Annotated in this window: 13 protein-coding genes; 5 read left to right on the top strand and 8 right to left on the bottom strand. The window is 72.2% G+C overall.

All coding sequences use genetic code 11. The annotated features are described in order from the left end of the window. Positions 1-20 precede the first annotated feature (20 nt). The 4 genes from G6039_RS08535 to G6039_RS08520 form a co-directional block, all read right to left on the bottom strand. A complete protein-coding gene (locus G6039_RS08535; RefSeq protein WP_006938643.1) occupies positions 21-506 on the bottom strand; it encodes an LppA family lipoprotein in 486 nt (161 codons plus the stop codon). Further along, positions 503-2,086, bottom strand: coding sequence for an alpha/beta hydrolase (locus G6039_RS08530; protein WP_029542540.1), 1,584 nt, complete (start codon positions 2,084-2,086; stop codon positions 503-505). The genes G6039_RS08535 and G6039_RS08530 overlap by 4 nt, the downstream gene beginning before the upstream one ends. A 227-nt stretch (positions 2,087-2,313) precedes the next feature. Next, on the bottom strand, positions 2,314-4,836 hold the full coding sequence (locus tag G6039_RS08525) for an ABC transporter permease (protein ID WP_029542538.1): 2,523 nt from the start codon (positions 4,834-4,836) through the stop codon (positions 2,314-2,316). A gap of 12 nt (positions 4,837-4,848) precedes the next feature. Further along, positions 4,849-5,607 carry an ABC transporter ATP-binding protein gene (locus G6039_RS08520; protein ID WP_029542537.1) on the bottom strand — a complete coding sequence of 253 codons (759 nt, stop codon included), beginning with the start codon at positions 5,605-5,607 and terminating at the stop codon, positions 4,849-4,851. 138 nt (positions 5,608-5,745) lie between these two features. Here G6039_RS08520 and G6039_RS08515 point away from each other — a divergent pair, with 138 nt between their 5' ends. After that, positions 5,746-6,516, top strand: coding sequence for a deoxyribonuclease IV (locus G6039_RS08515; protein WP_006938663.1), 771 nt, complete (start codon positions 5,746-5,748; stop codon positions 6,514-6,516). 47 nt (positions 6,517-6,563) lie between these two features. Beyond that, positions 6,564-7,166, top strand: coding sequence for an AMIN-like domain-containing (lipo)protein (locus G6039_RS08510; protein ID WP_006938664.1), 603 nt, complete (start codon positions 6,564-6,566; stop codon positions 7,164-7,166). A gap of 9 nt (positions 7,167-7,175) precedes the next feature. On the opposite strand, the gene G6039_RS08505 is transcribed toward G6039_RS08510, so the two are convergent. After that, the gene (locus tag G6039_RS08505; RefSeq protein WP_006938665.1) at positions 7,176-7,637 is read right to left on the bottom strand and encodes a PPOX class F420-dependent oxidoreductase; all 462 of its coding nucleotides are present in this window, start codon (positions 7,635-7,637) and stop codon (positions 7,176-7,178) included. 193 nt (positions 7,638-7,830) lie between these two features. Between G6039_RS08505 and G6039_RS08500 the strand changes: the two genes are divergently transcribed. The 3 genes from G6039_RS08500 (at position 7,831) to G6039_RS08490 (ending at position 11,156) form a co-directional block, all read left to right on the top strand. Then, the gene (locus tag G6039_RS08500; protein ID WP_006938666.1) at positions 7,831-9,732 is read left to right on the top strand and encodes an ABC transporter ATP-binding protein; all 1,902 of its coding nucleotides are present in this window, start codon (positions 7,831-7,833) and stop codon (positions 9,730-9,732) included. Beyond that, positions 9,729-10,244, top strand: coding sequence for a mycothiol transferase (locus G6039_RS08495; protein ID WP_006938667.1), 516 nt, complete (start codon positions 9,729-9,731; stop codon positions 10,242-10,244). Before G6039_RS08500 ends, G6039_RS08495 begins: the two co-directional genes overlap by 4 nt. Before the next feature lie 108 nt (positions 10,245-10,352). Continuing rightward, the gene (locus tag G6039_RS08490; RefSeq protein WP_029542535.1) at positions 10,353-11,156 is read left to right on the top strand and encodes a DUF1206 domain-containing protein; all 804 of its coding nucleotides are present in this window, start codon (positions 10,353-10,355) and stop codon (positions 11,154-11,156) included. Positions 11,157-11,233: 77 nt separating this feature from the next. Here the strand turns inward: G6039_RS08490 and G6039_RS08485 are convergent, their stop codons facing one another. The 3 genes from G6039_RS08485 to G6039_RS08475 all read right to left on the bottom strand — a co-directional run bounded on the left by G6039_RS08485 (position 11,234) and on the right by G6039_RS08475 (position 14,847). Next, positions 11,234-13,168, bottom strand: a complete 1,935-nt coding sequence (locus G6039_RS08485; protein ID WP_029542533.1) for a DEAD/DEAH box helicase — start codon at positions 13,166-13,168, stop codon at positions 11,234-11,236. A gap of 69 nt (positions 13,169-13,237) precedes the next feature. Further along, positions 13,238-14,278, bottom strand: coding sequence for an SDR family oxidoreductase (locus G6039_RS08480; protein ID WP_029542531.1), 1,041 nt, complete (start codon positions 14,276-14,278; stop codon positions 13,238-13,240). Next, complete coding sequence (locus G6039_RS08475; protein WP_029542529.1) at positions 14,275-14,847, bottom strand: TetR/AcrR family transcriptional regulator; 573 nt, start codon at positions 14,845-14,847, stop codon at positions 14,275-14,277. Before G6039_RS08475 ends, G6039_RS08480 begins: the two co-directional genes overlap by 4 nt. Between the last annotated feature and the right edge of the window lie 102 nt (positions 14,848-14,949).

The following is a 14,949-nucleotide window of genomic DNA, read 5'->3' as shown; positions in this document are numbered from 1 at the left end:
CGGCGGGCACGGGGAGTTCACTACGGCCGGTCCGGGTAGCACCCCACCGTCAGCCCCACCGTCGCGGCGAGATAGCTGCCGAACGAGATGGAGGAACCGTCCGCGGCGAACATCCGGATCTGGAGCCCGGTCTCGACCGGCAGCGACCGGGCACCGCGGAAACCGGTGCCCGCCAACGATTCCTCGAACACCCGCGCCGCCCGCTCCAGTTGCCCCGGCGGCACCGGCCGATCGGAGAGGTGGATCGGGAGGAACACCGTGGTGCCCGCCGATCCGTCGGGCATCTCGCAGTAGGCCGTCGTGGCCGGGTCCGATTGCCGGAACTGCATCTCCGGGAAAGCGTCCGACAGGGCGGCCATCGCGTCGCGCTGGACCCGGGTGTAGTACTCGACGGCACCGGCGCGGTCCGCCGCCACCGGCTCGGGCACGGCGACGGGGACCGGCCCGCCCGCGCACCCCGCGAGCGACAGGGCCAGCACCGGCACACCGACGCGCAGAACCTTCATCGCACCACTCGATCCGGGAGGCCGCCGACGACCGCGGCGACGTTGTACAGGCTCATCGTTCCGTCGCTCAGGTACTCGCTGTGCCCGGTCGAGCCGAGCCGCGGCCGGCCGGACGCGTCCGCCCCGGCGTCGCTCGACAGGTGGGTCACGCCGTCGAGGAAACTCGGATCGCCGTCGAACGTGCCGACGTCACCGACCGGGTCGCGGTCGGCCTCCACGAGGTACGTCGCGCCCGGCGGCACACCGAGTTCGGCGACGTCGTCGGTGCCGATTCCCGGGGCGCCGAGGAACACGGCGGCGTCCACCCCGACACCCTGCTGCAGCGCCAGGCCGGTGGCGAGCGCACCGTAGGAGTGACCGACGGCGGTGACGTGCGGGTCCCGCTCGGCGTACAGACCGTCGAGAAAGCCGGCGAGCCGCGGGGCGGCACGAACCGCCGCGAGGTCCGACACCGGGCTCAGCTCGGTGCGGGCGAGGCCCCAGCCCCATTGCGGCACCTGGTAGTTCAGCCACGTCACGGCGGCGACCGACTCGGCGGCACGGCCGGCCTCCTGCAGGTGGCGCATGGCCTCCTCCCGCAGCGCCGCCATCCGGGTGTCGTACCCGGCGAGGTTGCCCTGCACCGTGGAGCCGGCGCCGGGGGTGAACACGGTGACGTGGTCGGCGGTGTCGACGTCCCCGACCGCCACCGCGGCCATCGCTTCCCGGCCCGACAGATCGAGGCCCAGCAGCCGCCTGTCCTCGCGGGCCAGCGTCGTCTCGATGGCGTCGAGCGCGGCGATCTTGTTGCGGGTCTGGGCGAGTCCGGCGTCGGCGTTGCTCGCCAGTCCGCCGAGCGGATCGGCGTCGAGCTGGGCCTGCAATCGGGCGGCGACCTCCTCGAGCCGGCGCCGTTCCCCCGCCAGTTGCGCGCGGTTGGCCAGGTCGCGGACCGCGGCCGGCACGCCGTCGAGGTTGCCGATCAGCTCGGGTGCCAGGGTGACGACCTTCGTGCGCTCGCCGTGGTCGAGTCCGGCCCACCACGCGGCGACCTGGGCCGCCGCCGTCCCGGGCGCCGGCACCGCCGGGGTGGACGCGGGCGCAGCGCGCACGCCCCCGAAACCGAGCGGACGCGAAGGGCTTTGGTCCGGCACCCGGCCGAGGTCGGCTGCGGCCCGCCGATCCAGCGTCTCGGCCCGGTCGAGGACCGCACGGATGCGGGCCTGTGCCTCGTGCCGCTCCGGGTCGGTACCCGGTCCGCCCGCGACGGTTCCGTCGTCCCGCACGGTCAACGCCCGGTCTCGCGCCCAGCGGGTCGCGTCGTCGAGTTCCGCGCGCAGTGCCCGCAGCCGCGGCGCGCACCACGCCGCGCAGCGGCTCACCTCCCGATACGCGTCGGACCGTCGCACGATCCCGCCGGTGACGTCATCGAGCCGCTGCTCGGCGGCCGCGTGCGCGAGCCCCGACCACTGTCCGTCGAACCGTCTCGACGCGGTGATCTGCGCGCCGATCCGCTCGAGTTCCCCCGCATGCCGGTCCAGCACCGCGCCGAGACCGTCCAGCGCATCCGGGTCCCACCGCTGCAACTGCCGAAGATCCATTCGATCCACCCCCTCGGCGCAGCAGCGTAATCCGCTGCGCGCCTGCCGCGGCGGGGCGCACTGCCGCCGGCGTGAAACTGTGGAAGAACGGGCCGGTTGTGGACAACTCACGTCCGGAGACGAGGGTCCCGGTCACTGCGGCCGGGTCGCGCCTGCGGCAGCACGAGTTCCGCCCCCGGCGCGCGGGGCACCGGGGGCGGAGGGAGACGGGCGGGGGTCCCGTCGCGTCAGATGTCGGAGATCGCCTCGAGCGGCGGCGTGCGTGCGGCACGGACGCCGGGCCACAGGGCGGCGAGCACACCGACCACGCCGGAACCGACGAGCATGGCGATCACCTGCCCCCACGGGACGGCGATCTTGTCGAGGCCCTGGTCGGCCAGCGTCCGGACGAAGCCCCAGCCGAACGCCAGGCCCAGCACCAGACCGACGACCGCGCCGAACACCGCGATGAGCATCGACTCGATGTAGATCGTGCGGCGGACCTGGACCCGCTGCATGCCGACCGCGCGGAGCATGCCGATCTCCCGGCGACGCTCCACCACCGACAGGGCGAGGGTGTTGACGATGCCCAGGACCGCGATGACCACCGCCAGCGCCAGGAGCCCGTAGAGCACGGCGAGCAGCGTGTCGATCTGGGCGGCCTGCTGGCCCTTGAACTGCTCCCGATCGAGCACCTGGACCACGACGAACTGCTTGGTGGCGTCCTCGAGCGCCGTGCGGATCGTCTCCGGATCGCTGCCGGCCGCGGTGTTCACGAACACCACGAAGTCCGAGCGCGACGCAGGCGGGGTGAACTGCTGGTAGACCTCCTCGGAGACGACCCACGAGCCGAGCAACTGGTTGTCGGCGAAGATGCCGCTCACCGTCGTGCCGACGTCCTCGCCGTCGCGGCTGGTGAGGGTGACCGCGTCGCCGACCTTCCAGCCCTTCTCGCCCGCCGTGGTCTGCGACACCAGCAGGTCGGTGCCGGCGACGTCCTCCCGGCCCTCGGTGACGTCGACCTCGAGCACGTCGCCGAGGGGGCCGGACAGCGCGACGCCGAACGTGTCCTCGTCGCCGATGCGCGCCGGGACGCCGTGCATCGCGATGGTCTCCTCCACGCCCTCGGCCCGCGCCGCTGCGGCGGCGGCCCCCACGGGCACCCCGATCATCTGCGGTCCGGTGAGCATGAAGTCGGACTTGACGCCGGTGTCGACGAGCGAGTTGACGCTCTCCTTGGCGGACGCGCCGAACACCCCGATCACCGACACCAGCATCAGACCCAGCGTGAGCGCGAAGGCGGTGGCGGCGGTACGGCGGGGGTTGCGCACCGCGTTGGTGCGGGCGAGCCGGCCCACGGCCCCGAACGGGCGGGCGAACACCGCGCCGAGCCCCGCGACGAAGGGCCGCGACAGCGCGGGCGCCGCGAGCAGGACCGCGATGATCAGGGCGAAGGCCCCGACGCCGACGGTGGAGGCCGCGCCACCGCCGGTGCCCTGGGCGCCGACGACGACGGTGACGGCACCGGCCACGGCGGCGACGGCTCCGATGACGGTCCGCAGCCGCAGCGACTCGACGGTCGCGGTGGACTCCTCCCGCATGGCCGCGACCGGCGGGACCTTGCTCGCGCGGCGGGCCGGCGCGTAGGCGCTGACCACGGTGACGACGACGCCGATGAGCAGGGCCACGAGCACGGTCCGCGGCGCGAGCTGCAGCGGGCCCGAGGGCAGGCCGACGTCGAACGCGTTGAGCGCGGAGCGCAGCCCGTAGGCCAGGGCCACGCCGCCGGCGATGCCGAGGGCACTGCCCACGATCCCGACGACCAGTGCCTCGAGGTTCACCGACCGGCCCACCTGGCTGCGGCTCGCCCCGATCGCCCGCAGCAACGCGAGCTCCCGCAGTCGCTGCGCCACGATCATCGAGAAGGTGTTGTAGATGATGAAGGTGCCCACCAGCAGCGCGATCGCGCCGAACGCGAGCAGGAAGTAGTTCAGGAAGCTCAGCGCCTCCTCGATCTCGGTCTTGATCTCCTCGCTGACCTCGGCGCCCGTCTGGACCTTCTGGCCGGGCACGGCGGCGGCGATGCGGTCCCGCAGCTCGTCCGCGGGCACACCGTCGCCGGCGACGTCGATGTACTGCACGTGCGTGCCGTCGGTGAACAGGGTGCGGGCCTGGTTCTCGGTGAACATCGCCCCGACGTAGCCGCCGGTGTCGGTCTCGACGTCGTAGATGCCGCTGACCGTGACCGGGACGATCCCGGCCGAGGCGGCGAGGATCTTCGTCGGGTCCCCGACGGACAGTCCGGCACGCTCGGCGGCGCTCGAGTTGAGCGCGATCTCGCCGTCGACGGTGGGCGGTTGTCCGGCGACGAACTCGTTGGGGTCGCCGAGCTGCTGGTCGGGCGGCAGGTAGGCGGTGCCCTCGCTGGGGGCGCCGCCGGTCTGGATGGCCGCGCCCTCGGAGTCGAGGACGATGACCGGCCCGCCGAACGCCGGCACCACGGTCCGCACGCCGGGGACCGCGGAGACGACGGCGACGTCGGAGTCGGGGACGCCGCTCGCGCCCTGCTGTTCGCTGCTGACGCGGACGTCGACGCCCTTGGCGGCGTCGGCGAAGATGCTGTCGAATGTGCGCTGCAGGGTGTCGGTGAAGACGAAGGAGCCGGTGACGAACGCGGTGCCGAGCACCACGGACAGGACGGTCAGCAGCAGCCGCACCTTGTGGGCGGCGAGATTGCGCAGGGCAACCCTGCGGATGGGATTCGCGCTCATGATCGGCTCGCCCTACTTCGCCGTGGGAACGGCGACGGCGTCGAACTGCTTCATCCGGTCGAGGACCGAGTCGGCGGTCGGGTCGCGCATCTCGTCGACGATGCGCCCGTCCGCGAGGAACACCACCCGATCCGCGTAGCTGGCCGCACGCGGATCGTGGGTGACGATCACGACCGTCTGCCCGAACTCGTCGACCGCGGCCCGCAGGATCGACATCACCTCGCCCGAGGAACGGGAATCGAGGTTGCCGGTGGGCTCGTCGCCGAAGATGATCTCGGGCCGGCCGGCGAGCGCGCGGGCGCACGCCACGCGCTGCTGCTGACCGCCGGACAACTCCCCGGGCCGGTGGTCGAGCCGGTCGCCGAGTCCCAGGCGGTTCACGACGGTGTCCAGCCATTCGCGGTCGACCTTGCGGCCGGCGATGTCGACGGGCAGCGTGATGTTCTCGAGTGCAGTGAGCGTGGGCACCAGGTTGAACGCCTGGAAGACGAAGCCGATGCGGTCGCGCCGCAGCTGCGTCATCTGTTTGTCCGACAGGTCGGTCAGGTCCGTGTCGCCGAGGACCACCGAACCGGACGTGGCGGTGTCGAGGCCGGCGAGGCAGTGCATCAGCGTCGACTTCCCCGAACCCGAGGGACCCATGATGGCGGTGAACTCCCCCGCCGCGAACTCCGCGTTCACCCCGTCGAGGGCGTGGACGGCGGTCTCACCGGTTCCGTAGATCTTTCTCAGGTCGATTGCGCGCGCGGCAGTGGCGGTGTGGGCTGGCATGCCCACCATCTTCCTGACTTTTCCGACAGGGCACCATCGGGGACGTCCCGGATTCCGCGCCGGACGGTTCTCAGGGTGCGCCCGGTGACGTCCCGGTGAGGTTCTCCTGCGTCGCCGCCGGGCGCTACCGTCGAGACCATGCGGATAGGAGCACACGTCCGGCAGGACGACGATCCGATCGGCTGCGGCGAACGCGTCGGCGCAGACCTGGTGCAACTGTTCCTCGGCGATCCCCAGCAGTGGACGAAGCCGGGCCCGCACCCCCGGGAGGAACAGATCCGCGATTCCGACGTCGCGGTGGTGGTGCACTCCCCCTACGTGATCAACGTGGCCAGCACGAACAACCGGCTGCGGATGCCGTCGCGCAAGGCCGTGGCCGAGCACGCCGAGGCGGCCGCCCGGATCGGCGCCTTCGGCCTGGTGGTGCACGGCGGCCACGTCCGGTCCGGCGAGGAGGTCGCCGCGGGCGTGGAGAACTGGCGCAAGCTGTTCGAGCGACAGGAGGACAAGGGCGGGTTCGCGGTGCCCGTCCTGATCGAGAACACCGCCGGGGGCGAGTTCGCGATGGCCCGGCACGTGGATGCGATCGCGCGGTTGTGGGATGCCGTCGGCGACTACGACGTGGGCTTCTGCCTCGACACCTGCCACGCGTGGGCGGGCGGCGAGGACCTCGTCGACGTCGTCGAGCGGGTACGGGCCGCGACCGGCCGGATCGATCTGGTGCACCTGAACAATTCCCGCGACGGCTTCGGCTCCGGCCGGGACCGGCACGCCAACATCGCCGCCGGCACGATCGACCCCGGCCTGCTGGTGGCGGTGTGCCGGGCCGCGGACGCGCCGATCGTCCTCGAGACCCCGGCGGAGGGGATCGCCGAGGATGTCGCCTACCTGCGCGAACTGCTCGGGTGAGGCACGCCTCCCGGAGACCGGGCCGTCACAGCCGTAACATCTTGCTCATGAAGCACGCCCGGATCGCCTTCGCCGTCACCGCCGCCGCGCTGGTACTTGCGGGCTGCTCGGACGCCGACAGCCCGGCACCGTCCGCGTCGGCGAGCACCGCCACCTCCACGATCTCGTCGGGGTCGGGGTCCGCCGACTCGTCGCCGACCCCCGAGCCCGCGCCGACCGACGCATCGGACAAGACGTCGCCCGCCTCGGCCGGCGCGAAGCTGACCGTCACCGACATCCGCACCGGCCGGCACGAGAACTTCGACCGGGTCGTGTACGAGATGGGCGGCACCGGCACCCCGGGGTGGCGCGTCGGATACGTCGACCGGGCGGTGCAGGACGGCAGCGGCAACGACGTGGCCGTCGCCGGCGGCGCGATCCTGCAGGTGCTCATCGACGGGTCCGCGTATCCGTTCGACAGCGGGGTCGAACCGTACTCCGGCCCCAACCCGGTGCTCGCGCAGCCGGGCGGCTCGGTCGTCGAGGTCAACGGCTCCGGCGTCTTCGAGGGCGTGACCCAGTCGTTCGTCGGCGTCGCGGAGCCGAACACGCCGTTCGCCGTGTACGCGCTGACGAACCCGACGCGGCTGGTCGTCGACGTCGCTCGCTGATCGGGCGGCTCAGGCCCGGCCGGGCGGGAAACCGCCCGTCGCGACCGGACCCCAGTCCTCGACGGTGATGCGGATCAGCGACTTGCCCTGCGTGCGCATCGCCTCCCGGTACTCGTCCCAGTCGGGGTGCTCCCCGGCGACGGCGCGGAAGTACTCGACGAGGGGCTCGACCGAGTCCGGCAGGTCGATCACCTCGGCGGTGCCGTCGACCTGGACGTAGGGCCCGTTCCAGTCGTCGGAGTGGATCAGGATCGACACGGCCGGGCGGCGGCGGATGTTGACGACCTTGGCGCGTTCCGGGTAGGTCGCGATCACGATGCGGCCGGCGTCGTCCAGCCCGCACGTGACCGGGGACATCTGCAGCCGGCCGTCGGACCGGGTGGTGACCAGGGTGCCGCGGTGGCGCGGGCGGACGAATTCGAGCAGCCGGTCGCGGTCCACGCGGTCCGCCGTTGCGATCTTCGGTGCCATGCTCCGACCCTACGTGCGCGGCCGTGACGACGGGCCCTGTCGGAGGTCACGTGCAGAATCCGGTGGCGGGTTCTACACGAACGGGCAGACTCGGTGCCGGCCTCGCGAGCCCGCAGCAGTCCGCGCACCTACGCTTGACCTCGAGTCCACTCGAGGTTCTACGGTCGGGCGACCGACTTCAGGAGGCTCCCGCATGAGCATGGAAGTGACCGCGTGGAACGCGATGTACAACGCGATGCACGCGCAGAGCGACCGGCGTCCGTTCTCGCGCGCCAGCCTGCGCCGGATCGCCGAGTTCGCCCGCCCCCACCGCCGCAACATCGGCATGTACCTGCTGCTGAGCGTGGTGATCGCCGCACTCGGCGTGGCCACCCCGGTCCTCGCCGGCCGGGTGATCGACGCCATCGTCGACCGCGCCGACCTCTCGGTGATCACGTGGCTGGCGGTGCTGATCGCCGCCATCGCCGTCGTCGAGGCCGGGCTCGGCATCCTGAACCGCTGGCTGTCCGCGAGCATCGGCGAGGACCTCATCCTCGACCTGCGCACCACCGTGTTCGACCACGTGCAGCGCATGCCCATTGCGTTCTTCACCCGCACCCGCACCGGCGCCCTTGTCAGCCGGCTCAACAGCGACGTCATCGGCGCCCAACGGGCGTTCAGTGACACCCTGTCCGGCGTGGTCGGCAACCTCGTCACCCTCGCGATCACGCTCGTGGTGATGATCGGGATCTCCTGGCAGATCACGTTGCTCGCGCTGTTGCTGCTGCCGATCTTCGTGGTGCCCGCCCGGCACATGGGCGTGCGGCTGGCGCGCCTGAATCGTGAAGCGGCCAACCACAATTCGGTGATGAGCACCCAGATGACGGAGCGATTCTCCGCGCCCGGCGCGACGCTGGTGAAGCTGTTCGGCCGGCCGTCGCAGGAGTCGTCGGAGTTCGCCGTCCGCGCCCGCCGGGTGCGCGACATCGGGGTGAAGACGGCGATGCTGCAGTCGGTGTTCGTCACAGCCCTGACCCTCGTGTCCGCCCTCGCGCTGGCCCTCGTCTACGGCCTCGGCGGCTTCTACGCGCTGCGCGGCCAGCTCGAGCCGGGTGCCGTCGTGGCGATGGCGATGCTGCTGACGCGCCTGTACTCGCCGCTGACGGCACTCGCGAGCGCCCGCGTCGACGTGATGAGCGCGATGGTGAGCTTCGAGCGGGTCTTCGAGGTGCTCGACCTGCGGCCGCTGATCGAGGAGGCCCCCGACGCCCGCCCCGTCCCCGACGGCCCGGTCGCCGTCGAGTTCCGGCACGTGGATTTCGCATACCCCGCCGCCGACAAGGTCTCGCTGGCGTCGCTGGAGGAGGTGGCCACGCTCGACACCCGCGGCGGCGCACCGGTCCTGCACGACGTGAGCTTCCGGGCCGAGCCCGGGCAGATGGTGGCCCTGGTGGGCTCCTCCGGCGCCGGCAAGTCCACGATCGCGCAACTGGTGCCGCGGCTCTACGACACCGACTCCGGATCCGTGCTGCTCGGCGGGGTCGACGTGCGCCGGCTCACCACCGCGTCGATCCGCGGGACCGTCGGCATGGTCACCCAGGACGGGCACCTGTTCCACGAGAGCGTGCGGGCGAATCTGCTCCTGGCCCGCCCGGAGGCAACCGAGGACGAGCTGTGGGAGGTGCTGGGCCGGGCCCGGCTCACCGACCTGATCCGCTCCCTGCCCGACGGCCTGGACACCGTCGTCGGCGAGCGCGGGTACCGGCTCTCCGGCGGTGAGCGCCAGCGGCTGACCATTGCGCGGCTGCTGCTCGCCCACCCGCGGGTGGTCATCCTCGACGAGGCCACCGCGCACCTGGACTCGACGTCGGAGGCTGCCGTGCAGGAGGCGCTCACGGAGGCGCTGGCCGGACGGACCTCCGTGGTGATCGCACACAGGTTGTCCACGGTCCGCGCGGCGGATCTGATTCTCGTGGTCGAGGCCGGACGCATCGTCGAGCGCGGCACCCATTCCGAGCTGCTCGCCGCCGGCGGGCGTTACGGCGAGTTGTACCGCACCCAGTTCGCCGATTCAGGACCGCGGGTGTCCGCAATGGCTCCCACACTGGGCGCATGACGACGAACGAGACCGATCTGCTGCTCCTGCTTCTCGACAATCAGCGCGCCGCGTTCCGCAACGCACTGTCCGGCCTGACCGAGGACCAGGCGCGCAGCGTGCCCAGCGCCTCCGCGATGAGCCTGGCGTCGCTGTTGAACCATGTGATCGACGGCGAGGTCGCCGCCGCCGACCGCATCGCCGGGACGCAGAGCCGCGAGCCGGACCCGGTGGCGGCGTGGACAGCCGGGTGGGCGGTGCGCGACGACGAGACCGTCGCGGATCAGCTCGCCCGGCTCGACACAGTCGCGGCCCGCTTCGCCGACGTGCTGCGGGCGGACCCGGACCTGGGCCGGGTGGTGGACCTGCCGGCGGACATCGCCCGATGGCTGGACCAGGGCGTGCCGCTCTCCGTGCGGTTCCTGGTCCTGCATCAGATCGAGGAATGGGCCCGGCACGCCGGCCACGCCGACATCATCCGCGAATCCGTCGACGGCGCCACCGCCGACGTCCTGGCCGGCAGGGTCCGGTAGCCGGCGCCGGCGAACCCGGACGACGCCCCGCCGGCGCGATAGGCTCGCCGTAGGCACCACTGCCGGGGCGCCCCGGCGCCGTCGCCGCGAGATCCTGGAGGCCGTCGCGTGACCGGACAACAGACCAGCACGGGAGCTGCGGGCGCTGCCCAGCACCCGATGTTCGAGAAGGTGGCGCGGGTCGGACAGGCCGCGAGCGGGGTCGTGCACCTGCTGATCGCCTACATCGTCGTCCAGGTCGCGTTCGGCGATCCGGCCAGTGCCGATCAGTCCGGTGCCCTCGGCGAGCTCGCCGCCCAGCCCGGCGGCCGGATCGTCCTGTGGATCCTGGCCGTGACGCTCACGGCGCTGGCACTGTGGCGTCTGGTCGAGGCCGCAGTGGGCAAACGTTCGGACGTCGAGAAACCGTCCGCCCTGGACCGGGTCAAGACCGTCGGCGTCGCCGTGGCGTACCTGGCGCTGGCACTGGCCGCGTTCCAGTTCGCGCGGGGCACCGGCAAGTCGAGCGGTGAACAGAACGCCGGACTCAGTGCTCGCTTGATGCAGTCCGGAGGCGGCAAGGTCCTGCTCGTCGCGGCCGGGCTGGTGATCATCGGAATCGGCGCCTACCACGTCTACAAGGGCGCGGCGAAGAAGTTCCTCGACGACCTGCACCGGGCGCGGTTGCCCCGGTACGCCGAGCCGCTCGGCGCCGTCGGGTACGTCGCGAAGGGCCTGGCGATCGCCGGCGCCGGCGTCCTGGTCCTCGTCGCGACGTTCACCACCGATCCGTCCAAGGCGACGGGACTGGACGGTGCCCTCAAGACGCTGGGCACCGCCCCGTTCGGTCAGATCCTGCTCGTCGCGGCCGGCCTCGGTATCGCCGCGTACGGCGCGTACTGCTTCGTCCTCGCGCGGTACGGGAAGATGTGAGCCCCGCCGCTGTGCTCAGTCGCGCCCGCGGTGGCCGCCGCTGTGCTCAGTCGCGCCCGCGGTAGCCGCCGCTGTGCTCAGTCGCGCCCGCGGTAGCCGCTGCTGTGGCCGCCCGAGCCGTGTCCACCGGACTGCCCGCGCTCGCCGGAGCGTTCACGGAATCCGCGGTTCGGCTTGTCGCCGAACCGGTCGCCGCGCCCACCGAAGTCCTTGTTGCGGCCGCCGCGATCGCCCCAGTCCTTCTTGCCGCCGTACTCCTTGCGCTCACCCTGACGGCGTTCGCCGCGGTCGTCGCGCTGACGGTAGGTCGACGGCCGACCCGCCGGTGCGCCGCTGTCGGGCTGCAGCTGGATGAGCACCCCGGAGATGCGGGTGCCGCGCAACGCCTCGAGCGTCTCCGGCGACAGGTCCTTCGGCAGCTCGACGAGGCTGTGGTCCGGGCGGATGCTGATGTGCCCGAAGTCGCTGCGGCGCAGGCCGCCCTCGTTGGCGATGGCGCCGACGATCGCGCCGGGCACCACCCGGTGCCGCTTACCCACGGCGATGCGGTAGGTCGCCATTTCCTGCCCGTCGCGCCCGACGCGTGACGCACCGTCGTCGTCGAACCGGCGCGGCGGCCGCTCCCGCGGCTCGCGTTCCCGCCGCGGCGGCGCCACGGGCTCGGGTTCGGCCTCCATGAGGAACGACTCCCCGTCGCGGGAGAGCACGGCCAGCGCCGCCGCGATGTCGGCGAGGGGCACGTCGTGCTCGCGCTCGTAGTCCTCGACGAACGTGCGGAACAGCGACAGGTGATCCGACGTGAGCGCCTCGGTGATCGAATCGTTGAACTTCTCGACGCGCTGGGCGTTGACATCCTCCACCGACGGCAGCTGGATCTCGGTGAGCGGCTGCCGGGTGGCCCGCTCGATCGCCTTGAGCAGATGCCGCTCGCGGGGGGCGACGAACAGCAGGGCGTCACCGCTGCGCCCGGCGCGGCCGGTGCGGCCGATGCGGTGCACGTAGGACTCGGTGTCGTGCGGGATGTCGTAGTTCACGACGTGGCTGATGCGGTCGACGTCCAGACCGCGGGCCGCCACGTCCGTCGCGACGAGGATGTCCAGCGCACCGCTCTTGAGCTGGCCGATGGTGCGTTCGCGCTGGGCCTGCACGATGTCACCGTTGATCGCGGCGGCCGAGAAACCGCGGGCCCGCAGCCGCTCCGCGAGGTCCTCGGTGGCCTGCTTCGTACGGACGAAGAGGATCATCGCCTCGAACTGCTCGACCTCGAGGATCCGGGTCAGGGCGTCGAGCTTGCGCTGGTGCGACACGAGCACCCAGCGCTGGGTGATGTTCGCCGACGTCGTCGTCTTCGACTTGACCGTGATCTCGACCGGGTCGTGCAGGTACTGCTTGGACAGCCGGCGGATCGCGCCCGGCATGGTCGCCGAGAACAGCGCGACCTGCTTGGTCTCCGGGGTGTCGGCGAGGATCCGTTCGACGTCCTCCTGGAAGCCCATGGTGAGCATCTCGTCGGCCTCGTCGAGCACGAGGAACTCGAGCTCGGAGATGTCGAGGGTGCCCTTGGCGAGGTGATCGATCACACGTCCGGGGGTGCCCACGATGACGTGCGCGCCACGGCGCAGCCCGGACAGCTGCACGCCGTAGCTCTGGCCACCGTAGATGGGCAGCACGTGCAGACCCGGGATGTGCGCCGAGTACTTACCGAAAGCCTCCGCGACCTGCAGGGCGAGCTCACGGGTGGGAGCCAGGACCAGTGCCTGGGGCCGCTTCACCGCGGTGTCGATCCGCGACAGGATCGGCACCGCGAACGCGGCGGTCTTGCCGGTGCCGGTCTGCGCGAGACCGACGACGTCGCGCCCCTCCAGCAGCGGCGGGATGGTGGCCGCCTGGATCGGCGACGGGGTCTCGTAGCCCACATCCGAAAGCGCTTGCAGCACACGGGCGTCGATGTCCAGATCGGCGAACGTGGGGGTAGCGGTGTCGGCTTCGGGGTCTTGCACAGTATCACTCATTTGACCTGCAGTTTATCGGATGGACGGCCATGACCCTTCCACAGCGCCGGACAAGGGTCCCCGACCACCCTATCCGGACGCCGCATCCGGTGCCGTCGCCGCCACGTGGCGGGCCCACAGCCGCAGCGCCGGCCGCACCGGCGGGTACTCGAGCCCGTGCCGGCGCGCGAGGGCGGTGGCGGGCGCCGTCGGATAGGTGTCGGCGCTGAGAAAACTCAGGGTCTCCTTCTCCGCCCCGGTCAGGCGGGCCGGCAGAGCCCACAGCGCCGCGACGGGTATCCGCAGGCGCGGCGCGGCCACCCCGAGTTCGTCGGCGACCAGCGCGACCAGCTCGGGCAGCGGCGGCGTGGCGTCGTCGAGGACCCAGTAGGCCCGCCCCGCCGTCTCCGGGTCCCGCGGCATCAGCGCCAGGAAGCGCGCGAGGTGGTCGATGGTGACGACGGGCAGCACGGTGCGCCGCGAGCCGGGCACGGCGCGCAGCTGCCCGCGGGCGAGCTGCACGACCAGCTCCGCGAGACCCAGGTACTGATCGGCCTCCCCGGTCCGGGAGTCGCCGATCACCGTCCCGGGGTTGACCACCGTGAGGGGGACCCCGAGCTCCGCGGCGAGTGCACGCACCACCGCATCGGCCTCGATCTTCGACGCCTCGTATGCGCCGAACCTCCGGTAGATCCGGCGCCGGTGCCGGGGCGGCCACGGCGCCGGCACGGCCGGGTACGCCGCGACGCGGTAACCGCTGACGTGCACCAGCCGGCGCGCGCCGGCAGCGGCCGCGAATCGGGTGATCTTCTCGGCCAGAACCACATTCACCTCACGCGCCGCCCGGGCCGTCATCCCGAAGGCGAACGCGGCGGCGAGGTTGTAGACGTCGCGCACGTCCGCCGCCACGGGATCCAGGACGAGCTCGGCGGAGCCCGGATCGAACACATGGACCGAGAGCCGGTCCAGCGGCACCCCGCCGGACACGAGCCGGTCGCGCAGCCGCGCCCCCGACTCCGCGGTCCGCACCGCCGCGACGACGAGATCGTCGCCGTCCGGGTCGGTGAGCAGTTCCCGCAGCAGGCCGCGGCCGATGAACCCCGTCGCGCCGAAGACCACCGCGGCGCTCATCGCGCGGATCCGAGGAGGTCGAGCGCGACGGCACGGGCGTCCACCAGAGGGGCCACGTCGTGCCGGGCACGGGCAACGGTGGTCGCGCCCTCGACGAGGCTGACGATCACCCCGGCGAGCCGGGCGGCATCGGGCATCCCGTCGCGGGCGAGCACCCGCTCGAGGACCACCCGCCACGACTCGTAGACGCGGGCGCAGCTCTGCTGCAGAACGGGGTTGTCGGTGGCGGCGTCGACGGCGACGGAGGCGACGGCGCAGCCGGCCGCGAACCCGGATCGCCCGAGCCGGGCGGCGAGGTCGTCGAACACCGCGGCGACGATCTCGGCGGCGGTCCGCCCCTCGGCCAGCAGCGCCTCGAGCAGGCCGGTGAACTCCGCACCCACCCGGTCCAGCGCCGCCACGACGAGCTCGTCCTTGCCGCCGGGGAAATGGAAGTACACCGAGCCCCGGGGCGCACCGGAGGCGTCGGTGATGCGGGCGAGGCCGGTGCCGTAGTAGCCGCGGGTCTGGATCAGCTCCAGCGTGGTGTCGATCATGCGCGCCTTCGTGCGTGCTCCCTTGGTGGTCACGGCAAAATAATAGACCGGTCTACATATTTCTGTCGACACCGCGAGCCCTCCGCCGGACGGGCCACGTGCGACGGGGGGCACACTGAACCGGTTCCACTCTCG

It is taken from the genome of Rhodococcus aetherivorans (assembly GCF_011058165.1).
Taxonomy (GTDB): Bacteria; Actinomycetota; Actinomycetes; order Mycobacteriales; family Mycobacteriaceae; genus Rhodococcus; species Rhodococcus aetherivorans.
This window is presented reverse-complemented; position numbering and strand designations above follow the sequence as displayed.

Coding starts and splice junctions, on each gene's coding strand:
- G6039_RS08520 (WP_029542537.1), bottom strand. CDS start 5,607: ATGCCAGCCCACACCGCCACTGCCGCGCGCGCAATCGACCTGAGAAAG.
- G6039_RS08485 (WP_029542533.1), bottom strand. CDS start 13,168: ATGAGTGATACTGTGCAAGACCCCGAAGCCGACACCGCTACCCCCACG.
- G6039_RS08525 (WP_029542538.1), bottom strand. CDS start 4,836: ATGAGCGCGAATCCCATCCGCAGGGTTGCCCTGCGCAATCTCGCCGCC.
- G6039_RS08500 (WP_006938666.1), top strand. CDS start 7,831: ATGAGCATGGAAGTGACCGCGTGGAACGCGATGTACAACGCGATGCAC.
- G6039_RS08505 (WP_006938665.1), bottom strand. CDS start 7,637: ATGGCACCGAAGATCGCAACGGCGGACCGCGTGGACCGCGACCGGCTG.
- G6039_RS08480 (WP_029542531.1), bottom strand. CDS start 14,278: ATGAGCGCCGCGGTGGTCTTCGGCGCGACGGGGTTCATCGGCCGCGGC.
- G6039_RS08495 (WP_006938667.1), top strand. CDS start 9,729: ATGACGACGAACGAGACCGATCTGCTGCTCCTGCTTCTCGACAATCAG.
- G6039_RS08510 (WP_006938664.1), top strand. CDS start 6,564: ATGAAGCACGCCCGGATCGCCTTCGCCGTCACCGCCGCCGCGCTGGTA.
- G6039_RS08530 (WP_029542540.1), bottom strand. CDS start 2,086: ATGGATCTTCGGCAGTTGCAGCGGTGGGACCCGGATGCGCTGGACGGT.
- G6039_RS08515 (WP_006938663.1), top strand. CDS start 5,746: ATGCGGATAGGAGCACACGTCCGGCAGGACGACGATCCGATCGGCTGC.
- G6039_RS08535 (WP_006938643.1), bottom strand. CDS start 506: ATGAAGGTTCTGCGCGTCGGTGTGCCGGTGCTGGCCCTGTCGCTCGCG.